The 23,560-nt window shown below is 55.5% G+C and carries 20 protein-coding genes; 8 read left to right on the top strand and 12 right to left on the bottom strand.

What is annotated here, in order from left to right; genetic code table 11:
* Positions 1–205 precede the first annotated feature (205 nt).
* From G512_RS22660 to G512_RS0115130, 8 genes are all read right to left on the bottom strand, one after another.
* Positions 206–355: a hypothetical protein gene (locus G512_RS22660; protein ID WP_155943665.1), complete on the bottom strand. Its 150-nt coding sequence runs from the start codon at positions 353–355 to the stop codon at positions 206–208.
* Entirely contained in the window at positions 355–1,365 is a 1,011-nt protein-coding gene (gene cydB / locus G512_RS0115100; RefSeq protein ID WP_028482432.1) for a cytochrome d ubiquinol oxidase subunit II, read from the bottom strand. The genes G512_RS22660 and cydB overlap by 1 nt, the downstream gene beginning before the upstream one ends.
* Positions 1,365–2,765 carry a cytochrome ubiquinol oxidase subunit I gene (locus tag G512_RS0115105; protein WP_028482433.1) on the bottom strand — a complete coding sequence of 467 codons (1,401 nt, stop codon included), beginning with the start codon at positions 2,763–2,765 and terminating at the stop codon, positions 1,365–1,367. Before G512_RS0115105 ends, cydB begins: the two co-directional genes overlap by 1 nt.
* Before the next feature lie 158 nt (positions 2,766–2,923).
* Positions 2,924–3,298 (bottom strand): DUF805 domain-containing protein, encoded by a 375-nt coding sequence (locus G512_RS0115110; RefSeq protein WP_028482434.1) that lies wholly within the window; start codon positions 3,296–3,298, stop codon positions 2,924–2,926.
* 89 nt (positions 3,299–3,387) lie between these two features.
* On the bottom strand, positions 3,388–3,621 hold the full coding sequence (locus G512_RS0115115; RefSeq protein ID WP_028482435.1) for a FeoC-like transcriptional regulator: 234 nt from the start codon (positions 3,619–3,621) through the stop codon (positions 3,388–3,390).
* A 3-nt stretch (positions 3,622–3,624) separates the two neighbouring features.
* Positions 3,625–5,970: a ferrous iron transport protein B gene (feoB, locus tag G512_RS0115120; protein WP_051269426.1), complete on the bottom strand. Its 2,346-nt coding sequence runs from the start codon at positions 5,968–5,970 to the stop codon at positions 3,625–3,627.
* 2 nt (positions 5,971–5,972) lie between these two features.
* Positions 5,973–6,281, bottom strand: coding sequence for a FeoA family protein (locus G512_RS0115125; RefSeq protein ID WP_081657506.1), 309 nt, complete (start codon positions 6,279–6,281; stop codon positions 5,973–5,975).
* Positions 6,282–6,437: 156 nt separating this feature from the next.
* A complete protein-coding gene (locus G512_RS0115130) occupies positions 6,438–7,982 on the bottom strand; it encodes a bifunctional aminoglycoside phosphotransferase/ATP-binding protein (RefSeq protein WP_028482438.1) in 1,545 nt (514 codons plus the stop codon).
* A 207-nt stretch (positions 7,983–8,189) separates the two neighbouring features.
* On the opposite strand from G512_RS0115130, the gene G512_RS0115135 reads away from it, so the two are divergent.
* Positions 8,190–9,887 (top strand): thiamine pyrophosphate-binding protein, encoded by a 1,698-nt coding sequence (locus tag G512_RS0115135; RefSeq protein ID WP_228130522.1) that lies wholly within the window; start codon positions 8,190–8,192, stop codon positions 9,885–9,887.
* 6 nt (positions 9,888–9,893) lie between these two features.
* On the opposite strand, the gene G512_RS0115140 is transcribed toward G512_RS0115135, so the two are convergent.
* Both G512_RS0115140 and G512_RS0115145 read right to left on the bottom strand, forming a co-directional pair.
* Complete coding sequence (locus G512_RS0115140; RefSeq protein ID WP_028482440.1) at positions 9,894–12,617, bottom strand: bifunctional acetate--CoA ligase family protein/GNAT family N-acetyltransferase; 2,724 nt, start codon at positions 12,615–12,617, stop codon at positions 9,894–9,896.
* Positions 12,618–12,712: 95 nt separating this feature from the next.
* Positions 12,713–13,543, bottom strand: coding sequence for a universal stress protein (locus G512_RS0115145; protein ID WP_028482441.1), 831 nt, complete (start codon positions 13,541–13,543; stop codon positions 12,713–12,715).
* A gap of 427 nt (positions 13,544–13,970) precedes the next feature.
* Between G512_RS0115145 and G512_RS0115150 the strand changes: the two genes are divergently transcribed.
* The 3 genes from G512_RS0115150 to G512_RS0115160 all read left to right on the top strand — a co-directional run bounded on the left by G512_RS0115150 (position 13,971) and on the right by G512_RS0115160 (position 17,098).
* Entirely contained in the window at positions 13,971–14,987 is a 1,017-nt protein-coding gene (locus G512_RS0115150) for a C4-dicarboxylate TRAP transporter substrate-binding protein (RefSeq protein ID WP_028482442.1), read from the top strand.
* A gap of 108 nt (positions 14,988–15,095) precedes the next feature.
* On the top strand, positions 15,096–15,734 hold the full coding sequence (locus tag G512_RS0115155; RefSeq protein WP_028482443.1) for a TRAP transporter small permease subunit: 639 nt from the start codon (positions 15,096–15,098) through the stop codon (positions 15,732–15,734).
* Complete coding sequence (locus G512_RS0115160) at positions 15,731–17,098, top strand: TRAP transporter large permease (protein ID WP_028482444.1); 1,368 nt, start codon at positions 15,731–15,733, stop codon at positions 17,096–17,098. The genes G512_RS0115155 and G512_RS0115160 overlap by 4 nt, the downstream gene beginning before the upstream one ends.
* Positions 17,099–17,176: 78 nt before the next feature.
* Here the strand turns inward: G512_RS0115160 and xseA are convergent, their stop codons facing one another.
* On the bottom strand, positions 17,177–18,667 hold the full coding sequence (xseA, locus tag G512_RS0115165; RefSeq protein WP_028482445.1) for an exodeoxyribonuclease VII large subunit: 1,491 nt from the start codon (positions 18,665–18,667) through the stop codon (positions 17,177–17,179).
* 177 nt (positions 18,668–18,844) lie between these two features.
* Between xseA and G512_RS0115170 the strand changes: the two genes are divergently transcribed.
* The 4 genes from G512_RS0115170 (at position 18,845) to G512_RS0115185 (ending at position 23,045) form a co-directional block, all read left to right on the top strand.
* Positions 18,845–19,594: a 16S rRNA (uracil(1498)-N(3))-methyltransferase gene (locus G512_RS0115170; protein ID WP_028482446.1), complete on the top strand. Its 750-nt coding sequence runs from the start codon at positions 18,845–18,847 to the stop codon at positions 19,592–19,594.
* Positions 19,595–19,618: 24 nt separating this feature from the next.
* Complete coding sequence (locus G512_RS0115175) at positions 19,619–21,418, top strand: adenylate/guanylate cyclase domain-containing protein (protein ID WP_051269428.1); 1,800 nt, start codon at positions 19,619–19,621, stop codon at positions 21,416–21,418.
* 103 nt (positions 21,419–21,521) lie between these two features.
* On the top strand, positions 21,522–22,022 hold the full coding sequence (locus G512_RS0115180) for a hypothetical protein (RefSeq protein ID WP_028482448.1): 501 nt from the start codon (positions 21,522–21,524) through the stop codon (positions 22,020–22,022).
* Positions 22,023–22,160: 138 nt separating this feature from the next.
* On the top strand, positions 22,161–23,045 hold the full coding sequence (locus tag G512_RS0115185; RefSeq protein WP_028482449.1) for a LysR substrate-binding domain-containing protein: 885 nt from the start codon (positions 22,161–22,163) through the stop codon (positions 23,043–23,045).
* A gap of 66 nt (positions 23,046–23,111) precedes the next feature.
* On the opposite strand, the gene G512_RS0115190 is transcribed toward G512_RS0115185, so the two are convergent.
* Complete coding sequence (locus G512_RS0115190) at positions 23,112–23,441, bottom strand: DUF1127 domain-containing protein (protein ID WP_028482450.1); 330 nt, start codon at positions 23,439–23,441, stop codon at positions 23,112–23,114.
* Positions 23,442–23,560 lie beyond the last annotated feature (119 nt).

Below are 23,560 nucleotides of genomic sequence, written 5' to 3' on the forward strand. Positions count from 1 at the left end.
AGCTCGGTAGCTCGGTAGCTCGGTAGCTCGGTAGCTCGGTAGCCTATCGCCCGTATTCCCCGCGATCGGGAGGAGACCAAGCCTAGTTCTTTAACCCCACATCATCGGCTTCTCGTCGTGTGACTCCGCTTTTTCTTGTCAAAGCAGGGGTTCGTGAAAACCACTTCACCTGTGCCTTTCGGCGTTGTTGGGGCTGATCTGTGGGTTAAAGGATCACCGCGCGAATGCCGTAAGAAATCACGCCGATCACTGAGAGCCCAAGACACCAGAGCAAAATGAACCAGCCGATCCGCTTGGCAAAGGGCAGGGGGCTGTCTCCCTCTTGCCTTTCAGGCTTGTGGTTTGACCCGGCCATTAGTGATAGCCCTCCGTGGATTTTGTTTTGCCGCGAAAGACCCAATACGCATAGGCGGTGTACGCGAGGATCATGGGGATCAAGACAACGGCACCGACCAGCAGGAATTTCAAACTGCTGTCAGGTGCTGCAGCCTCCCAAATGGAGATCCGTTGAGGGACCACATAGGGGTATATGTTGATCCCCAATCCGATGTAGGTGACCAGAAAAAGGCCCAAGGTGGACAGGAAGCCCAGTGCATGGTGGTGGTCATAGCTGATGCCACGCCAAAGCAGATAAGTCAGGCCGACGACGGCCAAAGGCACAGGGACGGTGTAGAGCACAAAAGGCATGCTGAACCAAAGCTGAACTACCTCTGGATCAATAAAGGGCATCCAGATACTTACAACGACTATGAAAGCCAGCAGCAACAAGGCGCAGGGCCGCGCAACACGGCGGAAATGCTCTTGGGCAGCACCTTCAAGTTTCATGATTAGCCACGTTGCCCCCAATAGAGCATAGCCTGAGACCAGCGCGAAACCTGTCATGATGCTGAAGGGCGTGAGCCAGTCAAACCAGCCTCCCGCATAAGCCCGGCCTTCAATGTTGATCCCTTGCACCAATGCGCCAAGCGCAACACCTTGGCAGAATGCGGCGACCAGAGATCCAATAAAGAACGAGAAATCCCAATACGGCCGGCGCTTTTTGCTTGCCTTGAAGCGATATTCGAACGCGACACCTCTGAATACCAACCCAATGAGCATCAAAATGATTGGCATGTATAGCGCGGGCATGATCGTGGCATAGGCGAGCGGAAACACAGCAAAAAGCCCGCCGCCCCCCAATATCAGCCAGGTTTCATTACCATCCCAGACTGGCGCAACCGTGTTCATCATCAAACTGCGCTCGTCTTCATCGGTTGTTGTGGGATACAGGATCCCGATACCCAGATCGAACCCATCAAGACATACGTATGCGAAGATGGCGATGGCAATCAGGAAGCCCCAAATGAGCGGATAATCGAGGTCCATCAGTCTTTCTCCACGGTGTCCGGTGTGAGCGCTGGGGCGGGCGTGATGCCTGCCGTGCGGGTCGGAATGCCCGTGTCAGGTCCACTGACAGCGTGGGGCGGCTTGTACATGGATTTGAGAATGTAGGCGACACCAACACCGAACACGATGAAATACACAACTATAAACACGGTGAGCGAGGTGGCGACCGCCGGCGCATCAATGGGCGATACGGAGTCTTCTGTCCGCAGCAGGCCGTAAACAGTGTAAGGCTGGCGTCCGACCTCAGTGGTAATCCATCCGGCCAACACGGCAATGAAACCTGAGGGCCCCATGAGAAGAACTGATCGCTTGAGCCACAAGTTGTCATAGAGTGTGCCGCGATAGCGGTTCCACAAGCTCCAGAACCCGATCAACGTCATCAACACACCAATGCCGACCATCACTCGGAAGGACCAGAATACGATGGTGGCATTGGGCCAATCCTCGCGTGGGAATTCCTTGAGGCCAGGCACTGCGCCGGTCAGCGAGTGCGTGAGAATGATGCTGGACAAATACGGGATTTCGATCTTGTAGAGGGTCTCGGCCTTTTCCATGTCGGGCCATCCAAACAGGATTAACGGCGACGGGCTCTGAGTTTCAAAATGCCCCTCCATGGCAGCGATTTTGGCAGGTTGGTGTTCCAGTGTGTTCAAACCGTGCAAGTCACCGGCAAACATTTGAACTGGGGCTATGAAAGCAATCAACCAGAGTGCCATGGAGAACATGGTTCGGGCGGCCGCGTTCGTTCGGTCCCGCAGGATGTGAAAGGCGCCTACGGCGCCAACCACAAACGCCGTGGTCAAATAAGCGGCAAGCATCATGTGCACGAACCGATAGGGGAACGACGGGTTGAAGATGATCTCCCACCAGTCCTCCGGAATGAACTGGCCAGCTTCATTGATGCTGAACCCCGCCGGCGTTTGCATCCAGCTGTTAACAGAAAGAATCCAGAAGCCTGACAGTGCTGTGCCGAATGCAACGATAACCGTTGCAAGAAAATGCAGGTGTTTGCCCACTCGGTTCATGCCAAACAGCATGATCCCCAAAAAACCGGCTTCAAGAAAAAAGGCGGTAAGCACTTCGTATCCAATGACGGGACCAAGAACGGGACCGGTTTTATCGGAAAAGACCGCCCAGTTGGTGCCAAACTGGTAGGTCATCACCACTCCGGAGACGACGCCCATGCCGAATGCAATGGCAAATATCGTGAGCCAGTACTTGAAGAGTTGCAGGTAGACCTCGCGTTTGGTCCATAACCACAGCCCTTCCAGAACGGCCAGATAACTGGCGAGCCCAATGGAGAACGCCGGGAAGATGATGTGAAAGGACACAGTGAACGCGAACTGAAATCGCGCAAGATCTACGGCAGAAAAGTCCATCGGTCACCTGGTACGCTGGCAGTTACTACCCTAAAGGGTGCGAGCTTGCGGATCGAAGTCAAGTCATTGGAGACGCTAGGTCACAATTGCCGCTGGTTTTAATGTGTTCCAGTTACGAAAGTCTTAGCCGGTCAGGCAGCAATCTGTCCGTCCAGCACCTATCCGAACCGTGTCGCACCGGGATGAGAGGGCTGGATGTAGAAAAACAGAAGCACCAACACGCCGATGAGCGGTACAAAATGGAGAAGGAGCCACCATCCAGTGCGGTCAATATCGTGAAGGCGGCGTACAGAGACGGCAAGTCCGGGTATTAGCAGGAACAAGCCCACGAGGGCCGAAATAGGCTGCATTTCAATGGTGGCTGGGTCCGGCAGGCCAAAAAGCGGCGCAATCACCACCATGTCGACGATCTGGGCAACAATCATCGCAAGGATCACGAACAGCGTCCACCACCAGAACTCCGGGCGGCCAGCGCGTCCCTGAAAGTCGGTGTATTTGCTCAGGCAAGTGCGAATGGCATCAGAAAAAGTCATGGCAACACAGGTCCTGTTTCCGTTAGGAGAACTATGCCGCCATCGAAGCCTTCGTGGAACCCGTAGTTTGATGCCTATGATTTTTTTGATTAATGCTCGGCGCAACTGCGGATGGGTGAGCGGGGTATAGTGGTATAACCCGGTTTTTGCGCGGTTGGGCAAGCGGTGCAACTGCCACAGGTGACCTTGTGTACTTGTCCCAGACTTTCCAGCCGGTCCAGCATGGCCTGTGCAAAATCTTCCGCGACCCCCAAGGCAGCGGCGACATCCGTGGATGTCGCGTAGCCTGTTTTTGCAATTGTCTTCTTGACGTCACCGAGCATGGTTTATCCTACCGACGCTGCCAGGCGCACCTCTTTTGTATCCTGACGGGCTACATGTTTTACCGCGATAATCACGATCCCGATCAGCGAGACAAGTCCGAATGTCCAGACTAAGGAACTTAACGGATGCTGAGCGAAGGTGCCCAACTGGTAGGTCAAGGTGGCACCGGAGTATGCCAGAAGGCTCGTCCAGCCGACGGCAAAAAGTGTCCAATTGCGTCCGATTTCCCGCCAAATAGCTGCAACCGCTGCGGCACATGGCATGTAAAGCAGCACAGCTACCATGAAGGCGAAGGCACCAATCTTGCCATCGAAGTGAGCGCGCAGTGCGGCAAAGACGGACGCGTCCACATCCTGTGACTCTGCGGCAATCTGTTCGTTTGAAAGGTCACCGACACTGATTCCCAGCGGATCAAGCGCAGCTCCCCCCAGCTCCATCAGGCCGCCAGTCAGCGCCGCAACAGACCCTGTCAAGGCTTCCATCGGGGCGGGCGCGGCAGCTTCTTCAGATGGCTCCAGATATAACGCCTGCAATGTACCCACCAACGCTTCCTTGGCGAATATGCCCGTTACCAAGCCAACGGTCGCTTGCCAGTTGTCTTCGGTAATTCCCATGGGGCTGAGAACGGGCGTTACGGTTTTTGAGGTCACGGCGAGCACGGAACGCCCGTTGCTTTCGTTGCCGATAGTGCCATCAAAGCTGAGCGTGTTGAGCAGTGCCAGTACGGCTACCATCATCACGATGACGCGGCCGGCGCTGGTAATGAACATGGACAAGCGAGACCAGACGATCCGGCCGTATGATCTCAATTCCGGCACCTGATAGGTAGGCAGTTCGATGGCAAGAGCCGTGCGCTCTCCAGGGAAAACGGTATAGCTCAACATCCAGCCGGTAAAAATCGCAACGCCAATGCCAAGCAGATAGAGCAGGAACACAATGTTCTGGCCGCTTTCGGCGAAAAAGGCCGCCGCAAAAAGGGCATAGACTGGCAGCCTTGCACCACAAGACATGAACGGCGTCATCATGGCCGTCATGATGCGCTCACGCCTGTTTTCAAGGCTGCGTGTCGCGATCACGGCAGGAACAGTGCAGCCAAAACCGAGGATCATTGGCAAAAACGCTTTTCCCGGCAGTCCCAACTTCCGCATCAGTCGGTCCATCACTACCGCTGCACGAGCCATGTAGCCGCTCTGCTCAAGAAATACCTGGCACATGAACAGCAATCCAACCACTGGAATGAAGGTCATTACAGTCTGGATGCCGCCGCCTACGGACAAGAGGATGGTTTCCAGAAGCCCCCCGCCAAGGCCCGCGCTTTCCAGGGCCAGCGCTGGGGTCTGCACGAACAAGGCATCGCCCAATCCGTCGAAAAAGTCGATGAAAGGCCCGGAGAAACTGATGGCGATGAAGAACATGGCGTACATGACACCCATGAACACGGGCAGGCCCAACCAAGAGGAAAGCGCCACGGTGTCCAACTTGTCCGAAACATGCCGAACCGCTTCCGGATTCGGCAGCGCAATGACTTTACCCAGTTCATAGGCCCGTGTGTAATAGGCATCCGCGATGTCGAAATTGATCGGATTGCCGGTTTCCGCCTCATAACCAGCAATGATTTCCTCAGCAACACCGAGAATTCGGCTGCTTACAACGGTGCTGGCAAGTTTGTCGCCCTCCAGCAATCGGTAGGCCAGGGCACGGGCGCGACGCGGGCGGATATCTTCCCCCGTATTGATGGCCTGTTCCAACCGGGCCACACAAGCGTCTATTGCGGGCAGAGTGACGGCAGGGTCCTTGAGGCAAACCTTTGGCACAGCGCTGGATGCCAACAGGTCCATTAACGCCTCGCGGCCTTCGCCTGTGTTGGCCGAGACAGCGACAACTGGAATACCCAATTCGGCGGAAAGACGGTTGGCAGCCTGTGCAACATCGCCGGGCTCCCACATGTCTGCCTTGGTAATCACGCCAACGGTCGGTAAGCCGTAATGCAGCCCCTGCAAAAGGATGGATAACGCTCTTTCCGGGCTGAGCGGATCAATCGTGACGACTAGCGTATGAGCGGGATTTTGCAGCAGTACATCCCGCGTAATCGTTTCATCAACACGCTCTGTATGCGCACTGGCCAGACAAGCTACGCCGGGCAAGTCGACAATATCGAAATCCTGTCCGCAGTGCTGGACAACCCCACTTTTCTTGTCGACGGTTACGCCTGGCCAATTGCCGATGGTCTGGTGATGACCGGTCATCAAGTTGAACAAGGAGCTTTTGCCGGAGTTGGCCGTGCCCAGGAGCAAAACCCCTCTGGCTCCGTCGGGCACCTCAACCGTTTTTGAATCGTGGCATCCCATGATCAAGCCACCTCCACAGTGATCGTGCGTGCAAGGTCAACTCCCAGCGCCACCCGGTTTGCCCCACTGGCAATGACGCGTGGCTGGTTTTTGTTGCCGCGCAAGACGGTCAACTGCTGGTTTTCAGTCAAGCCAAGGCTGCGTAAGTGCACTGCATCCATGCGCGTTCGTCCAAGGCGAACTATCCGCAAGGGGTGGTTCAAGGGCGCTTCGTGGAGCGGGCCGCTTTGTGGTTGCTCACCAGAAGAAATCGGGTTGTGATGTCGTGCGTCATAATCCGGCGCCAAGGCATCATGATCTTGCCTTTGCATGGAGGGGTCTCCGGAAATTGGGGTTTGCAGGCTTTTTCCTCAATGGAGTGCTAATGCGACCCATTCGCATTGATAATTGTCAAAATGAGTAGCTTGTCGCAAAGATAAAACCCTTATAAATCAATATATTAGAATAATTATAAACTAATGGTGAGCTTACAGAACCAGATCAAGTGCTTGTAGTTGAACGGTTACTGCGTCTGCGTCGGTTTGCAGACGGGTCCATGATACAAGACCGGGGTCCATATCATTTTGCCGGGATACAACATCTGCCGTGGCGTCCGAGGCATCGTTGCGCCGCTCTGTCACGCGAGTCGATTTTATATCTTGCGGTGCCTCCAGCCAAAGTCCAGAGAACGAGGCGTCTGTGCTTCGGGCAATGTCTTCCAGTGCCTGACGCTCCGAAGGATCTGCAAAAACACCATCCACAACAACAGAGTGGCCCGTTTGAAGTACCGTTTTGGCTTTGGTCAGAACCTGATCATACACGGCGTTTGAAACTTCCTTGGTATAAGTTTCAGCGGGTGCGCGCTCGGTCTCGTTCAGACCAAGAAGAAGCTTCCGTTCCACATCCGTGCGTAAATGGATAGCTCCCGGCAGCCGCCCAATGAACGGCGCCAGTCCGCGCGCTATGGTGGTTTTGCCGGTTCCTGAAAATCCACCCACGCCGATGACCTGTGGCTGAACAGGCTCAAGCGCTTCACATGCGATACGAAAATAGCGCTGCGCTTGTGCTTCACTCCGCGCTTTTTCCGAGCCTTGTTTGTGCAGGCTGGCAGAAGCTGCAATTTTGGCCCGGATGGACGCGCGCATCATCATGAAGAACGGCAGACAGGTCAGCGCTTCCAGATCATAAGGATCATGGGTCGCAACCAGATAGCGGTTGAGAACCCGATTAGCAGCTCGCATTTCGTCGTGCTCCCACAGATCCAACAGCAGGTAGGCTAGGTCGTAGAGGATATCGCCCGTGGCGATGATGTCATCAAACTCCACGGCGTCGAATAATTTGGGCTTGTTGTCGATCAACACGATATTGGAAAGGTGCGCATCTCCATGAGTCAGTCGGATGTATCCTTTCTCGCCCCGAGCGCGCAGGAATGGTGCAATGCGTGAGTGCTCTTTCTCCGCCCGTTCTGAAAGGTCTTTTGCCAGTTCTTTCGGAAAGAAGGCAGGAAACTCCTCAAATGCCGAGCGATTCTGCTCCACATAATTGCGCAGGTCTGCGATCCAACGTTCGTGATCGGAAGGCTTCGCCGCCTTGTGCGCTGTCGCCATGAGGCGAGCCAGTTCTTCAGCCAACGGGTCATTTATTCCCTGGTGATCACAGATTTGATCGAGGCCCAGTTCCTCATCAAACCGCACCATGTGAACGGCCCATTCTTCGGGTGTACCCTGGCCGTTCAGCGTGAGCTGGCCATCCTCCTCGCGCGTCAAGGGAACGACGCCCAGATAGATTTCCGGCGCATACTGGCGGTTCAGCTCCACTTCCCGCTGACAGGCGTGCTCTCGCTTATCCAAGGTGGAATAGTCGAGGAAAGGAAACTTGACCGCCCGCTTCATCTTGTAGGCGTGTTCACCAGCGAGGAAAACAACATTTGCGTGGGTATCAATGCGTTTGACATCTGAAACGCCATGCGTTTCCGGCTTTTCCATAAGAGAAAATGCTTCGCTCTGGTCATGGACAGTATGGGGATCGGACATAATCTCTACGCTTTCCGGCTTGTTTTGGAGACACTTTCGCGGAACACGCGCACCATAACACTGCCGAGGCAGCTACAACCACTACCACAAAGGCGGGTTGATCCGGGATTCTCGCGAGCAAAAGAGGGGCGTATCATTCCGGTATGGAATGAAGCCACAACAGCTTTCGGGTTTTCAAGACCCCGCAACATGGATAGCTTGCCGCATATGACTGCACAAACAGGCTGGGAGCAAGGCATGCAGACCAAGAAAAGAACGGGTGGCCAACTCATCGTGGACGCGCTGGAGATCCAGGGTGCGGAACGGGTATTCTGTGTGCCTGGCGAGAGCTATCTTGCCGTTCTGGATGGTTTGCATGATGCGACAATTCCCGTCACTGTTTGCCGACAGGAAGGCGGGGCAGCCATGATGGCGGAAGCCTACGGGAAGATGACCGGCAAACCCGGTGTATGCATGGTAACGCGGGGGCCCGGAGCAACCAATGCGGCCGCCGGCGTCCACGTAGCCCAGCAGGATGCAACCCCGTTGATCCTCTTCGTCGGCCAAATCGAGACGCGCATGCGCGAACGTGATGCCTTTCAGGAAGTGAACTACCGACAGATGTTTGGCTCCATGGCGAAATGGGTTGCGGAAATTGATCACGCGGATCGGGTGCCTGAGTTCGTATCTCGCGCCTTTCATGTAGCGACATCGGGACGTCCCGGCCCCGTGGTTCTCGCCTTGCCGGAAGACATGTTGGTTGAGGAGGTCATCGCGCCCCAAGCTCCCAAGGCTCAAATGGTGGAAAGCTATCCCTCGCCTCAGCAAATGGCGGAATTGCAAACACTGCTGGCCGCCGCGCATAAACCGATGGTCATTCTTGGTGGCTCGCGCTGGACCAAAGAGGCGAGAGACGATTTCACTGTCTTTGCCGAGCGGTTCAAACTGCCGGTGGCGTGCGCGTTCCGGCGACAGATGCTCTTCGACCACATGCATCCAAACTATGCCGGGGATGTGGGTATTGGTATCAACCCCAAACTAAAGGCGCGCCTTGAAGAGGCGGATCTCCTTTTGGTGGTGGGAGATATCCTCTCAGAGATGGCGAGCCAGTCTTACACATTGCTGGACATTCCCGTACCGCGCCAGAAACTGGTGCATGTGCATCCAGGCCCTGAAGAACTGGGGCGTGTTTATGCGCCGACCTTGGCAATCAATGCGTCGCCAGTTGCGTTCTCGAGTATGGCGGCAGCGCTTGAGCCCACCCGAAATACCCCATGGGCTGAGCACACCGACGCGGCCCATCTGGATTATCTGGAATGGTCCGGGGCACGGCCGGAAGTACCCGGCATGCTGCAAATGGCGCATGTCGTTGACTGGCTTGAACACAATCTGCCTGAGGACGCCATTATCGCCAACGGTGCAGGTAACTACGCCACATGGGTTCACCGCTTCCATCGGTTTCGAGAGTTTGGAACACAGTTGGCCCCAACCTCCGGGTCCATGGGGTATGGGCTGCCGGCGGCTATCGCGGGCAAGCTGAAGCATCCGGACCGAATGGTCCTTTGCTTTGCCGGTGATGGCTGTCTGCAGATGACCCTTCAGGAACTGGGGACGGCTGCTCAGGAAAATGCCGCCATCATCGTGCTCGTGATTGATAACGGTATTTACGGCACCATTCGTATGCATCAGGAACGCGAGTATCCGGGTCGGGTCAGCGCGACGACCTTGAAAAACCCTGCCTTCGTCGAGTTGGCGAGTGCCTATGGGTTCCACAGCGAGCCGGTACGCACGGCGGAGGAGTTCGGACCAGCCTTCAACAGGGCCGTAGACAGCGGAAAACCCGCGCTGTTGCACCTTCATTTGGACCCTGAAGCCATCACACCAACCCGCTCGTTGAGTGACATTCGTGCAGCCAGTCAGGGCTGACGGCTCTTAGAGCGAGTTTTCGCCATTGGTATCCAGGGTGACGATGGTCAGAGAATCGTCATCAACGGATCGTTTGATGTTGAAGCCCAAACTCCGGCACATCTCCAGCATGGTCGAGTTCTCACGCAGAACTTCGCCCTTGATGACATCAATCCCATCAGCCTTGGCATACCGGATCATTAGTCGCATCAACAACCATCCCAGCCCTTGGCCCTTCATGCGAGATTGGACCATGACGGCATACTCGCCCTCGGTGTGGTCGGGGTTCGAGTGAATGCGCACCACGCCCAGCATTTCACCGGTATCGGGTCGAAAGGCGCCAAACGCCATGGCGCGGGCATAGTCCAATTGAACCAAGCGGGCGAGAAATGGCTGATTGAATTCCTTGACCGGTGAGAAGAACCGCAGGCGCATGTCTTCTTGCGTGACATGTTTGAAGAATTCGAGAAGCGCCCCTTGGTCTTCCGGTCGCAAGGGCCGAATGAAAATGGGCGAGCCGTCTTTCAGGTTGTCACGCAACTCCCATTCCTTGGGGTAGGGTGTGATCGCCATGCGTGAAGCGCCCTGCCGACCTGGTCGCATGTCCGGCGGTGCGACGGCTACGCGCGCATCCAGCGCAATCAAACCGTCGGCGTCGGCGACGACGGGGTTCAAGTCCATCTCCCTGATTTCGGGAAAATCGATGGCTATCTGAGAGAGTTTCACTAAAAGTCGCGCGATTTCGTCCAGCGCCGCTGGTGGACGGTTTCTAAAGCCCTTAAGCAGTCGAGCTGTTTCTGTCCGCTCAACCTGCGCGCGGGCCAGATTCATGTCCAATGGAGCAAGGTCGATTGCCCGATCGCCAATGATCTCAACCGATGTTCCGCCTTTACCGAATACCACCGCAGGGCCAAACACCGGGTCGTCGGCAAGGCCCGCATACAGCTCCACACCGTTTTGCCGGACGATCATGGGTTGTATTTCAATGCCGGTTATAGCCGCATCGGGGTGCTGCTCCTTCAGGCGTGCCAGCATCATGTCGGCCGCTTTGCGAACAGCATCGCCAGATTCCAGTCCCAACACAACACCGCCGACATCCGATTTGAAGATCAGGTCCGGGCTGGAAATCTTCAGAGCCACTTGGGCATGTGTTTTGAGGAAGTCTTCTGCGGCAATGACAGCTTCATTGATGTTGGCGGCCAGGTGCAAAGGCACCTGCGGAATGGCGTAGGCCCTGAGCAAATCGCGCGTTTGAAGCGGGGTGAGCCACTTCTGCTTTTCCAAAAGCGCACCCTGCACTGACTGTCGGGCCAGACGTACATTGGGTGTGAAATCGGCCGCAATGCTTTCAGGCGCGGCCATGAGTAGCTCTTTCACCTCACGATAGCGCACAAGATGCATGAAGCTGGTAATCGCTTCTGTCGGGCTGGCGTAGCATGGAATCTTGGCTTCATCGAGCGCTGCGCGCGGCAGGTTGTGTCCGCAGGCGAGAGTGGCAATCAACGCGCGTTTTTTACCATATCCTTGCAGGTGAGCCTTACCTGCCTTGGCAATGCTTTCTGCAATTTCGGTGTATTGTGTAAATGCAGTTGGAGCTGCAATGGCAAGCACACCATCACAGTTCTTGTCGGCAAGCAGGGTCTCAACGCCGGCTTTGAAATCTTCCGGGCTGGCGTTCTCGCGTAAAACGACAGGGTTGTTGGCGTCCGCATCGACACGAACAAGCTCCTTCAGCCTGTCCCGACTTTCTGCGTCCAACTCAGCCAGAATGCCTCCGGCACGAAACAAACGGTCCGCCGCCACGGTTGCCAGACTGCGGCCATTCGCGATGATGGAGAGACGCTTGCCTTCCGGTGGCTTTACGCGGGTAATCGTTTCAACGGCTTCGAACATTTCGCCGATGTCGTCCACGCGCAGGACACCCGCGCGCTGCAATGCCGCATCATAAACCGCGTCTTGTGTGGCCAGCCGTCCGGCATGGGTTTGTCCGGTACTTACGCGGTCGCGACTTGCGCCCGAACGTAATACGATTACCGGCTTGGAGCGAGCCGCCGCGCGCGCGGCCGACAAAAACTTGCGCGGGTTTTCAATGGTTTCGAAGTGAACCAAGATGGCGCGTGTGCGATAGTCCTGCGCGAACCAATCGAGGAGATCCGAGACATCAACGTCTAGACGGCGACCCAACGAGGCTACGCCGGAAAACCCAATGGCGCTGGACCTCGCCCATGCCATCGTGGCGTTGAATATCGTGCCAGAGCGCGAAATCAAGGCTAGCTCGCCCTTGAGTGGCGCGTCTGGGGTCAAAAGAGCCCCGAAACCGGCATGCGGCGCAGCCATTCCCAAGCTGCCCGGGCCAAGAATGCGGAGGTTGAAAGGTTTGGCCGCATCCAGCACTCGCTGAAGGTCCTGAGGCTCCCAGTCGTCGAAGCCGCCAGATGGAAACAAGGCGCCACGTGCGCCGCGCGCTCCTGCGGCGGACACCACGTCTGCCGCGCTCTCCTTGTCGCCCATGTAGACGATCAAATCCACATCGTGAGACAGCTCGGGAACAGACTTGGCGGTTCTTATTCGGTCTGATGGTAGCTCGGAAAGCGGCTGCGAAGGTATCCCAACCGTTGTGAGCGGGCCTGTGAAACCGCTGTCCACGATGCTTTTCAGCATCTTTTCGACCATGACGTCGGGCGTCTTGTGGGTTCCGATAACGGCGACGGCTTTGGGCCAGAAGAGGCTCTCAAGATTGCGGATCGTCATTGGCAGGTCCCCAACTGCTTGGTCAAATCAAAATGATGCACGCAGGGAGAGCCAGCGTGCATCAGTCATGGAATCGATCAGGCAGACAAGACCGATTAGTGAGCCATGATGACTGGTACGGTCATGCTGCCAAGGATGTCGCGTGTTGCGCCACCGAGGATGTACTCGCGGAACCGGCTCGTGCCATAGCCGCCCATGACGACAAGTTCTACATTCTGTTCAGAGACGTAGTTCAACAGGGCGTCGGAGACAGCAACCTGCGGGTTGGAAATGATCTGCACGTTCACTTCGATATCGTGGCGAGCAAGGTAGGTTGCGATGTCGGCACCCGGTTCGCCGGCAAATTCCTGACCCTTGTCCACGATGACGACGGTAACGTCCTTGGCCTTTTCCAGCATCGGCATGGCGGCATGAACTGCACGGGCACAGGTCGCACTGCCGTCCCAGGCAATCATGACGTGTTGTGGGTCGAAATCTCCCTTGGAGATGTATGGAACGACCATCACGGGAACGCCCGTATCGAACAGCAATGCTTCGATGATCAGTTCACGCATGGGCTCGGGATCGTCCGGATTATCCTGTCCAACCACGACCATGTCCGTCAGGCGGGCTTGACGCAGGACGGGATCCAGAGAGCCTCCGGTAACCATTTCTTCAGTGCGGGTTTCGCCGCTGATGCCAGCCAGTTTGACATATTCTTCATACTTGGCGAGAGACTTCTTGGCCGCTGCAACGGCTTGGTCATGCGCCATCTGCAAGAAATCGGCAGGCATTGGAGCTGCAATGAAGCCCGGCACAATCGGCTCGAAAGCAAGTGCAAGACCCGTTGCGTGAGCGCCTTCTCGGGCGGCCAATGCGACACCGACCTTGGAAGCCGGCTGCTCACCATTCAGATCCGTGACGATGATGATGTCCTTGATTGCCATTTGCTTTATCTCCCTGCCTGTTTCGGGCGGTACTGCTTTGTGGGGACTAACCCGACAGTACTTATACTAGAAACTGCCGCTTGCGGCATCCTTGATGCGCGTCAAATGGCACGTTTTATGATCTCCCTGAGAAACAACAGTTTCCCACGGGAAACATATATCAGCAATATCAAATAGGCGCGAATACATGCCAAGGTGGTGGAATTACGTGGACTGATTCCGTTGGCGCGCCATGTTCCCCAGTGATCCTTGAATTCATTGGGAAATGTAGAAAGAAAGAACCCTACGTTATCCTATTAAACCTTTGGGTGAAGCGGTTTATTTTTCTCTCCTATGTGTTAAAAATAAGCATCATTACGAATAGGGGAGACCCGTATGCTTGGGAGAGAGCTGCGTGCGGGTGGCTATAACATGGGAGCGAAATTCAATGACACTTCTCAAGAGTACCACCGCAGTTCTTGCGTTGACGCTGGGCGCGTCCTTTACTGCAGAAGCCTTTGCAGCTGACCTTACGTGGAATGTGTCGCTATGGGGCAAGCGCCGCGCATTTACAGAGCATATTGAAAAGCTCGCTCAAGAGGTTGCGGAACGTACCGATGGTCGTTTTGAAATAAAGTTGCATTACGGTGGTGCGCTGTCCAAATCTCGCGAGAACCTGGACGGCATTGCGATTGGGGCCTTCGAGATGGCCCAGTTCTGTGCCTCATATCATGCAGACAAAAACCCGACCTTGACCGTTACCGAACTGCCGTTCCTCGGTGTTCCGGATCTGGAAACGCAGATCAAGGTGGACTTGGCGCTCTATGAACATCCGGCGGTGCAAAAAGACCTCGCGCGTTGGAATGCAAAACCGATCATGTCCTCGCCCATGCCGCAATACAATTTCCTTGGCAGCGGTGATGCCCCGCAGACAGTCACTGATTTTGAGGGCATGCGTGTGCGGGCGCTGGGCGGTATCGGCAGCGCCATGGAGATTGTCGGGGCCGTGCCAACCTCCGTAACCGCAGCAGAAGCTTATCAGGCACTTGATTCCGGAACGGTAAAGGCGGTGTCTTTTGCACCACACGCCCATCTCGCTTTCAATACCATTGAAGCGGGCAACTGGTGGACCACCAACCTGAACCCGGGCACCGTGCATTGCCCTGTGGTGGTGAACACGGATGCCTACGAGATGTTGCCAGAGGAGTTCCGTGTTGCGCTTGACGAGTCCATCGAACCCGCTTTGCAGCACTATCTGGAAACCTACGCTGCCGTCTACGACAAGTTCTACCCAACTCTGGAAGAAAACGGTGTAGAGCAAATCACCTTTACGGATGAGGAACTGGCCAACTTCAAGAACAAAGCCGCTCAGCCGGTTTGGGATGCCTGGTTGGCTGATATGGAGTCCAAAGGGGTTCCTGGCGAAGAACTGCTGCAGCTCGTTCAGACCAAGATGTCTGAGTAACGACTGTCACATCCACGTTGGGGCCCCACCGTCTTTGGCGGCGGGGCCCCTTTGCATTCGGGTGCTTTTCGCGGGCGGTCGCACCCAACTCTGACGGGTAGCCAACACATGACACCATTAGACACCAATGCCACGAACGGCGAGGACCGCAGATATCTGCAGTTCACCGGCGTACTCGGGCGCGTTGAGAACCTGTTCAACCTGATTGCGGCAACCAGCATCCTGCTATTGATGCTACTGGCTGTTGCGCAGGTCGTTGGACGCAATCTCTTGAACCAACCGGTCCCAGGGTTCATTGACTTTACAGAACAAGCGATGGCGGTCTTCGCCTTCATGGGGGTGGCCTACTGCCAACGCGTTGGAGGACACATCCGAATGGAACTTTTGCTCGGCCGCTTCACCGGGAGGGGGCTCTGGATTGTAGAGTTCTTGGGTGTTCTCCTGATTCTGTTTGTAGTTTCCATCCTGATCTTTGGTGCCTACATGCACTTCGACCGTTCATGGACCCTTGGCGACAGTACCATTGATGTGGGTCTGCCCACTTGGCCGTCAAAACTCATCGTGCCGGTAGCTTTGAGCGTGTTGTGGCTGCGTCTATGCCTGCAGTTGTACGGGTATGGCCGCATGATAGCTGATCCCACCAGGCCCTTGTTGGACTTGCCGCATATTCACAATGCCGCAGAACATGCCCAAGCAGAAATCGAGGAAGCCTTTCTTGAAGAACATCAGGAAGGAGCCGCGCGATGACGCCGTTTGATGTTGGCCTGATCATGACAGGCGTCCTTTTGATTCTTGTGGTCTTTGGGGTGCGTGTGGCATTTGCCGCCGCTTTCGTCGGCATTGTAGGGATGATCGCCATCTTCTCAATGCGCATGGGGTTTGAGCGCGGTTTCATAGTGGCGCTCAAGATGGCCGGGACCATTCCTCATTCCAAGTCCGTCACCTATGCTCTGTCAGTGCTCCCCACGTTTATTCTGATTGGTTTTCTTGCTTACTATGCAGGCCTGACAAAACACCTGTTTGAAGCGTCAAAACGTTGGTTGGGCTGGCTTCCGGGCGGGATGGCCATTGGTACTGTTTTCGCCACCGCGGGCTTTGCGGCCGTCTCAGGGGCGTCGACTGCAACCTCAGCCGTATTTGCCCGAGTTGCGATCCCGGAAATGTTGGATGCAGGTTATTCACCTCGCCTTTCTGCAGCCGTGGTCGCGGCTGGTGGAACATTGGCCTCGCTTATTCCTCCCTCCGCCATTCTCGTGATCTACGCCATTCTGGTTGAGGAATCAGTTGGCAAATTGCTTATGGCTGGGTTTCTGCCGGGGGTCGTGTCAGTCCTGATCTACGGCATCATCATCTATGTCATGGCCAAGTGGCAGGGTGGAGCACCCGCCATCAAGGGGTTCACCTGGGGACAACGGTTCCGTGCCGTGCCGGGCACCTTGCCCATAATTGGCGTGATCGCGATCATTTTTTCCAGTCTGTATTTCGGCTTTGCCACTCCTACCGAGGCCGGGTCGTTGGGGGCATTTGTGGTCCTTCTCACAGCCTTTTACAGGGGCATGCGCACGAAGCAGCTGTTTCAGGCACTACACGAGACAGCCAAGCTCACCGTGATGATTTTCACCCTGATCTGGGGTGTCTTGGTCTATGTGCGTTTTCTCGGATTTGCTGGCCTGCCGGACGCCTTCAAGGATTTCATCGTCAGTCTTGATTTTGCTCCGATTTTGATCGTGCTGTGTATTCTGTTGGGATACGCCGTCCTTGGCATGTTCATGGATGCGATCGGCATGTTGGTGCTCACACTGCCAGTTGTGTTTCCGGCTATTATTGCGCTGAATGGCGGGGCAGATGTCGCCGCGGCGGACAGTGCCCTTGGCATGTCGGGAGCTGCCTGTGCAATCTGGTTCGGTATTATTGTTGTCAAGATGGCGGAGCTCTGTCTGATTACGCCGCCCATTGGTCTTAACTGCTTCGTCGTGTCAGGTGTGCGTCCAGATATTCCGGTTCAGGAGGTGTTTCGCGGCTGTCTGCCGTTTTTCGTGGCCGACGTTGTTACCGTTGGAGTGCTGGTTGCTTTTCCGGCAATCATTACAATTCTTCCGTCACTCATGTGAGACGATACGGCGTGACCGATGAAAAAAGAGGCGCAAACGGTCGTTTGCGCCTCTCTCTGTGTCAGGGTAGTGTCTGGCTCAGAACAAGCTGCCCTGAGCGTCATTCTGTGTTTTCTTCTTGGTTCTGACAGCTTTTTTCTTTGCTGGTGGTTCGGCCGTTTCTTGCAAGCCGGAAGAGGACGTCTCCGCGCGTGTTTCCGTTGGTGTAGGCTCGGCCGGAACTGGTGTGTCGCCCGCTGTTGCGATAACAGTTCCACCTTTCATTTCCAGATGCAATGTCTGTCCCTGACTGATGGCCGAGGCATGGCCAATCGGGGCCATCTCATCGTCCCGTACGACGGCATAACCACGTTCGATCACGCGCTTGTAGCTGAGAGAACTTAAAAGCTGGCTTACGCTGTCCAATTGCATGCGCTGACGGCGAATATGATTGGTGTAGGCCTGTTGCTTCCGGTTGCGCATGGATTCCAGGCGCTCTTTGCTGAACGCCATCTGTCGCGACAATGTGATTGGGCTCAGGCCGCGGGCGGCCGTCGTCAGTTTCGTTCGGTGGCTCTGGGTGTTCATGCGCAACCCGTATTCCAAACGACCTGCGCTCATATCGAAACGTTGCCGAGGCAAAGCCAGCAAATCGCGCGGAGCCGGCAGCGATGCAGCTGCTGCGCGCAGTTCCGTCTTGCGGCCTTGCAGGAACCTAAGAAGTCCCGTGGAAAGCCGCCGGGACAGATCGTCAGTCAGGGCGACAAGTTCGGCCTTTACGGGCACAACAAACTCGGCGGCACCCGTCGGGGTTGGTGCTCGCATGTCAGCTGCCAGATCAATCAGTGTCCAGTCTGTTTCATGACCGACAGCAGAGACCAACGGAATGTCTGAGGCCGCTGCGGCTCGAACGGCTTCTTCATCGTTGAAGCCCCACAAATCCTCAAGACTGCCACCGCCGCGCGCCACGATCAGGACATCTGGTTTGGGAATGGGGCCGGTTTTCGGCAAGGCATTGAAGCCCCGGATCCCGTTCGCGACCTCTGCACCGCAAGTCTCTCCCTGAACGCGGACCGGCCAGACCACGACGTGGAGTGGAAACCGATCTGTTATGCGATGCAGGATGTCGCGGATGACAGCGCCGGTTGGGGATGTGACTACGCCGACAACCCTCGGCATGCGCGGCAATTGCTTTTTGGCTGCTGGATCAAACAGCCCTTCCGTACCCAGCTTCTTTTTGCGCTCCTCCAACAGGGCCATCAATGCCCCGGCGCCGGCAGGCTCCATGGACTCAATGACCATCTGGTATTTGGATTGCCCTGGAAAGGTGGTGATCTTGCCAGTGGCAATCACCTCAAGGCCTTGTTCTGGCTGGACTTTCAAGCGGGATGCGTTGCCTCTCCAGATAACGCCGGCCAGAACCGACCGGTCATCCTTCAGGTCAAGATAAATGTGACCAGACCCCGGCTTGCTGACCCTCCCCAGCTCGCCGCGCACTCGTACATAATCGAAAGCGTCTTCGACGGTGCGCTTGATCGCGTTGGAGACTTCGGAAACGGAGAACTCGGCAACGTTGGATTGATCGGCCAAAATGCACCCACTCTCAACAATCGTAAAAACTCCCTGTTTCTATAGGCCATTCGCCGCTCACCACCAAGTCCCAGATCAGACTGTTCGCATGAAAACAGTAGAAACGAGGGGCTCACTCTGTTGTTTCTCGCCAAAATTTCGTAGACCGGAACACACCAGAGGTGACAGGACATTCCAATGCCGCGTTCAGAATTCCGCATGCAGCGACTGCATCTAGATCAGCCAATTGAAGCCGGAACGGCCATTGCCGCCGACAGGGCGCAAGCCAACTATCTGCTCAATGTCTTGCGGATGAAGGAGGGCGCGCAGATTTTGGTGTTTAACGGGCGCGACGGTGAGTGGCGGGCTCATGTGGTGCCAACCGGTCGAAAATCGTGTGATCTGGTCGTTGGTGAACAGGTGCGCCCTCAAAGCCCGGCACCAGACTTTGATTATATTTTTGCCCCGCTCAAATTGGGTCGTCTGGACTACATGGTGCAAAAGGCCGTGGAAATGGGCGCCGGGCGCTTGCGACCAGTCCTGACCCAACACACGCAGAATCCCAAGTTGAACCTGCAGCGCATGCAGGCAAATGTTATTGAAGCCTGCGAACAGTGCGGCGTTCTGCATATCCCGCAGGTTTTGGAGCCAACAAAGCTGGCTGATATGATTGGTCGCTGGATGGTTGAAGACGGCGCGCGCGCTTTGATATTCTGTGATGAAGGCGAAGAAACCCAAAACCCGCTGCCAGCACTGGACAACGTCCCGCAAGGCCCGTTGGCGATCCTGATCGGTCCTGAAGGTGGGTTCGCAGAGGAGGAACGCGCGCTTTTACGTGACAAGAGCTTCGTGTATCCCATGCCTTTGGGGCCCAGAGTGTTACGGGCCGATACGGCTGCGGTGGCGGCTATGGCGGTTGTTCAGGCCAAATTGGGCGACTGGCACTAGCGGGATGAGTTGGGATTTTGCTTGATGGCAATCAGAAACCGGAAACACGATGCCTCTGAAGCCTACTGGCGCTTGCCCATCACGTGGGTACTGGCCGGTGCCTTCGGTTTTTTGATGATTGCTGTCGCCGGAACCATGCTGTTTTTCGTAACGGCGACCGCTGAGCGCCAGACGGGGCGCATGATGCGGGAGATCGGCGATCTGATAATGGATCGCAGCCTTGAAATTGTTGAAGAGTTTTTCGCTCAAGAAGAAAAAGTGGGTCTGATCGTCGCCGATATCATGTCGGACCCGCAGATCATGAGCGCGCCAGCGAGTTTGCAAAACCACCTCTCTGATATTCTGTCGCGGCAAACAGCTATTGATCGGCTCACCTATACCTACCCGGATGGACTGCAGGTCATGGTGCATTTGGCCGAAGGTGAGGCATTCAACAGTATTGAGCAAACAGAACCGCCGCAGCTGCCTGAGGGAGCAGGGCATGAGAGCCGCTTCTGGCATCCTCCTTATTTTGATGAAGAACTCCAGGCTACCTACATGCGGTTGGTTATTTATATCCAGCCGGAGGATCAAGCCGGTCATTCCCGAATTACGGTCGACTACCCCGTGCGCCAATTGGAAGACCTGTTGGAACGGATGGTTTGGCGCACCGGTCAACAGCCGTTTGTTTTGTTCAACAACACCATGGTTCTCGCCAGCACCGAGCCGTTGTTTGATGAAATCCCGCATACGGCCGAAAAGCCCGTGCCTCGCATTGAGGATATGACGGGAACATCCCTTGCACACATTTGGGACTACACTGAAAATTCTTTCAGATTGCCAGTCGAGTTTGGTGCCCATGTGGATGTGACCGCACAAGGGCCGGTTCTCTTTATCTATGCACCTTTGAAACGACACAGCCAGCTTCCGCTTCAGGTCGGCAGCTACATGTCGGCGGCTGACTTTGGCCAGCCCATGACCATATTGAATCGGGTTGCGTTTCTCGCGCTTGGGGTGTTGTTGGTTGGTCTTGTGGCTATTGTCTTCATCGGGCGAGCAATCGGCCGTCCGATCCGGGCGCTATCTCGAAAGGCGCTGGAGATTCAGGATCTCGACATAGAAGGGGCACCCCGTTTGCCCCGCTCCCACCTGAAAGAGTTGGATGAAACAAATGCCAGCTTTAATGGAGCGATTGGCGCGTTGGAGGCCTTCTCGCGCTATGTGCCCAAAGCTCTGGTGAAGGTGTTGTTGAAGAGAGATTTCTTGGGGCTGAAAAATACCGAGCTTCGACAACTGACCATAATGTTCACGGATATCGCGGGCTTCACCACAGTTGCTTCGAAATTGTCCGCAGAAGAAACAACTCAGCTACTGAATAAGCATTTTGAAGAAATGTCCCAATGCATTGTTGCGACAGGGGGAACCATCGACAAATACCTTGGCGATGGGGTGATGGCTTTCTGGGGCGCGCCGGAAGAAGCGCTGGATCATGTGGACCGCGCCGTGAAGGCAGTTGAACTGATTCATCAAAAGGAACTGTCGCATGCCAATGAGCATGATGAGGGCCAAAGACTGCGCATTCGCATTGGCGTTCACACAGGTACTGTCGTCGTTGGCAATATTGGCTCAACGGAGCGTATGGACTACACGGTTATTGGCGATGCCGTGAACGTGGCCTCTCGTCTTCAGGAGTTGGGCAAGGAAGTGGATAGCAACGCCACCGTCATCGCGCTGGCCAGCGAAGAAACCGTGCGTCAGATGTCTGCCCAATACCCTCGAAATCTCGTGGGCGCCTTTGAGCTTCGGGGCCGTGAGCAGCCCGTGAATGTTTACCGAATACTCTAAGTGTTGTGCTGTAGTGTTTGGCATGACGGCGCGCATAAAGTCTCAATGACGCTGCGTTGTCTTTCATGCCAGACTACTGTGAAAGGTGCTTAGGGAGGCGTTTATGGCCAAGCAACATGGGCCGAACCTGTTTTTTCCCGGTGATGATGCGGTTTCCGGTCAGTTCAGGCAACTGATGGGCCAATACATGGATCAGTTGAACGCCTATCAAACTCAATCCCAGGCAACGCCCCCGGCCGGGTATCCCGGTCCCGAGGAACTCCAACGACTTGGCCAGCACATGTTGGCAATAATGCAGATATGGGAGGGACAGCAACGTTTGGCAGGCAAGGGGCTGCCTCTTACCTATGATGAGGTCAGAGATTTCTGGTATGATGCAGTGCGCATCGTGCCGGACTGGGCGTGGCAAATGGGCCCCGTTTCCTCCCTGTTGTTTTTGGGAAATGTTACCAAGGAGCATTTGCCGGAGGAGCCGCGCCGTGCTCTGGAGGCATTCCTTCGAGGCTTTGCTCGCGGGCGCCCTTCGCCAGCCATGTCGAGTTTTTTGGCATTTAACCCCTTTTTGCAGTCTCAGCAGGCGTTTTGGAAGAGTTTTATGTCGTGAAGCGTGGCAGCGGTGCCGAAATAACTCACGGCCCTGATTGCGAGCGAGGCGTGATCGACATATAAGACCCCAAAGGGTGGCAACGGCATGTTGCCGAGTGAGCCCTTGCGGGTGTTAGCCTTCTGGGAGGGGCATGTTATGGCAACTTTGGATCTGGATCAGCTACGAACTCTCGTTGCAATCGTCGATACTGGCAGTTTTACCCGTGCTGCGGAAAAGGTGCACAAGACCCAGTCAGCTGTATCCATGCAGATGCGACGTCTGGAAGACAAGCTTGGCCGCGACATCTTTACCAAGGATGGCCGCCAGTCAAAACTCACTGAAGATGGTGAGAGGCTGCTCCACCATGCCCGCCGCATGTTGAAGCTGAATGACGACACGCTTGCCATGTTTGATGAAAGCGAGGTCTCCGGCGTGGTGCGCATTGGTACGCCTGATGACTACGCGGATCGGTTTCTTCCAATGATTATGGCGCGGTTCTCTCGGTCTTACCCTGGTGCTGAGGTGTCTGTTACCTGCGCGCCAACCCCGAACCTGCGCGAAGCCTTGGCTGCTGATGATCTGGACATCGCAATTGTGACCCACGTGATGCAATATCGTCAGGCGTCTGATGAGATCATTCGGCGTGAGCCGTTGATGTGGGTGGCCTCAGAGCAACACTGTGCGGAGCAAGAGACGCCACTGCCACTGGCCCTTGGTCGGCCAAAATGCGACTGGCGTCAGGCTGCGCTCAATGCGCTGGACAAACAGTCGCGGTCCTATCGCATTCTGTATACCAGTTGGAACTCTACGGCAGTTTCTGCTGCGGTGCTTTCAGGTCTTGCGGTCTCGGTTCTGCCGGAATCGGCGGTGCGACCAGGTATGCGTATTCTGAGTGAAGCGGAGGGGTTTCCGTCCCTTCCAACTTGTGAAATCGCGTTGATCCGCAACCCTCAGGCATCAGCGAAGGTGACGAACGCGCTGGCGGAGCACATCAAGCTGTCCCTGAACAATCTCAGCGCCACACATTTGGCGGCAGAGTAACAAAAAAGCTGGTTTCGAATGAAACCAGCTTCATGCCATTTCATTTGTCTTGGGTGTCGCGCCAGCTTAGTTGTCGTTGCCTCGGCGCATTTCATGCAGCCGTTCTACATATCGTTCGTTGGCGCGGCACGTAAGATACCAGGAAGGATCAATGCCTTCATGGGTTGCAAGAGCCCCATCAATGTCTTCACGGGTAAGGCCGATGTCCTCCAACATGCGGTCTTCCTGAAGTGCAAGCTGCGCAATCGCGCGACGGTTGCGATACGCCCGGACCTGATCCGCGAGGAAGTGGTACAGACCCAGCAGCGTGCCTTTCAATGTGAGGGGTTCAAAGGTACCAGCATTGGCCCGATTGGGGTTGCGGTACTCGTTCGGAGTTGGGAAAGCATATGTCATAAGGTCACTCTCCACGTGATCTGCACAGCCATTAGATAGTTGGAAATACTGATATTTCCTGACGAAGTTTCCTTCTGACTGATATATTGCTATGCCCTTCCAATTCTACAATTGAATGT

The organism is Pseudovibrio exalbescens DSM 16456, assembly GCF_000422785.1.
GTDB lineage: Bacteria > Pseudomonadota > Alphaproteobacteria > Rhizobiales > Stappiaceae > Pseudovibrio > Pseudovibrio exalbescens.

Excerpts from the sequence above, each read along its gene's own strand:
- G512_RS22660 (WP_155943665.1), bottom strand. The coding sequence starts at position 355 with ATGGCCGGGTCAAACCACAAGCCTGAAAGGCAAGAGGGAGACAGCCCC.
- cydB (WP_028482432.1), bottom strand. The coding sequence starts at position 1,365 with ATGGACCTCGATTATCCGCTCATTTGGGGCTTCCTGATTGCCATCGCC.
- G512_RS0115105 (WP_028482433.1), bottom strand. The coding sequence starts at position 2,765 with ATGGACTTTTCTGCCGTAGATCTTGCGCGATTTCAGTTCGCGTTCACT.
- G512_RS0115110 (WP_028482434.1), bottom strand. The coding sequence starts at position 3,298 with ATGACTTTTTCTGATGCCATTCGCACTTGCCTGAGCAAATACACCGAC.
- G512_RS0115115 (WP_028482435.1), bottom strand. The coding sequence starts at position 3,621 with ATGCTCGGTGACGTCAAGAAGACAATTGCAAAAACAGGCTACGCGACA.
- feoB (WP_051269426.1), bottom strand. The coding sequence starts at position 5,970 with ATGGGATGCCACGATTCAAAAACGGTTGAGGTGCCCGACGGAGCCAGA.
- G512_RS0115125 (WP_081657506.1), bottom strand. The coding sequence starts at position 6,281 with ATGCAAAGGCAAGATCATGATGCCTTGGCGCCGGATTATGACGCACGA.
- G512_RS0115130 (WP_028482438.1), bottom strand. The coding sequence starts at position 7,982 with ATGTCCGATCCCCATACTGTCCATGACCAGAGCGAAGCATTTTCTCTT.
- G512_RS0115135 (WP_228130522.1), top strand. The coding sequence starts at position 8,190 with ATGACTGCACAAACAGGCTGGGAGCAAGGCATGCAGACCAAGAAAAGA.
- G512_RS0115140 (WP_028482440.1), bottom strand. The coding sequence starts at position 12,617 with ATGACGATCCGCAATCTTGAGAGCCTCTTCTGGCCCAAAGCCGTCGCC.
- G512_RS0115145 (WP_028482441.1), bottom strand. The coding sequence starts at position 13,543 with ATGGCAATCAAGGACATCATCATCGTCACGGATCTGAATGGTGAGCAG.
- G512_RS0115150 (WP_028482442.1), top strand. The coding sequence starts at position 13,971 with ATGACACTTCTCAAGAGTACCACCGCAGTTCTTGCGTTGACGCTGGGC.
- G512_RS0115155 (WP_028482443.1), top strand. The coding sequence starts at position 15,096 with ATGACACCATTAGACACCAATGCCACGAACGGCGAGGACCGCAGATAT.
- G512_RS0115160 (WP_028482444.1), top strand. The coding sequence starts at position 15,731 with ATGACGCCGTTTGATGTTGGCCTGATCATGACAGGCGTCCTTTTGATT.
- G512_RS0115170 (WP_028482446.1), top strand. The coding sequence starts at position 18,845 with ATGCCGCGTTCAGAATTCCGCATGCAGCGACTGCATCTAGATCAGCCA.
- G512_RS0115175 (WP_051269428.1), top strand. The coding sequence starts at position 19,619 with ATGGCAATCAGAAACCGGAAACACGATGCCTCTGAAGCCTACTGGCGC.
- G512_RS0115180 (WP_028482448.1), top strand. The coding sequence starts at position 21,522 with ATGGCCAAGCAACATGGGCCGAACCTGTTTTTTCCCGGTGATGATGCG.
- G512_RS0115185 (WP_028482449.1), top strand. The coding sequence starts at position 22,161 with ATGGCAACTTTGGATCTGGATCAGCTACGAACTCTCGTTGCAATCGTC.
- G512_RS0115190 (WP_028482450.1), bottom strand. The coding sequence starts at position 23,441 with ATGACATATGCTTTCCCAACTCCGAACGAGTACCGCAACCCCAATCGG.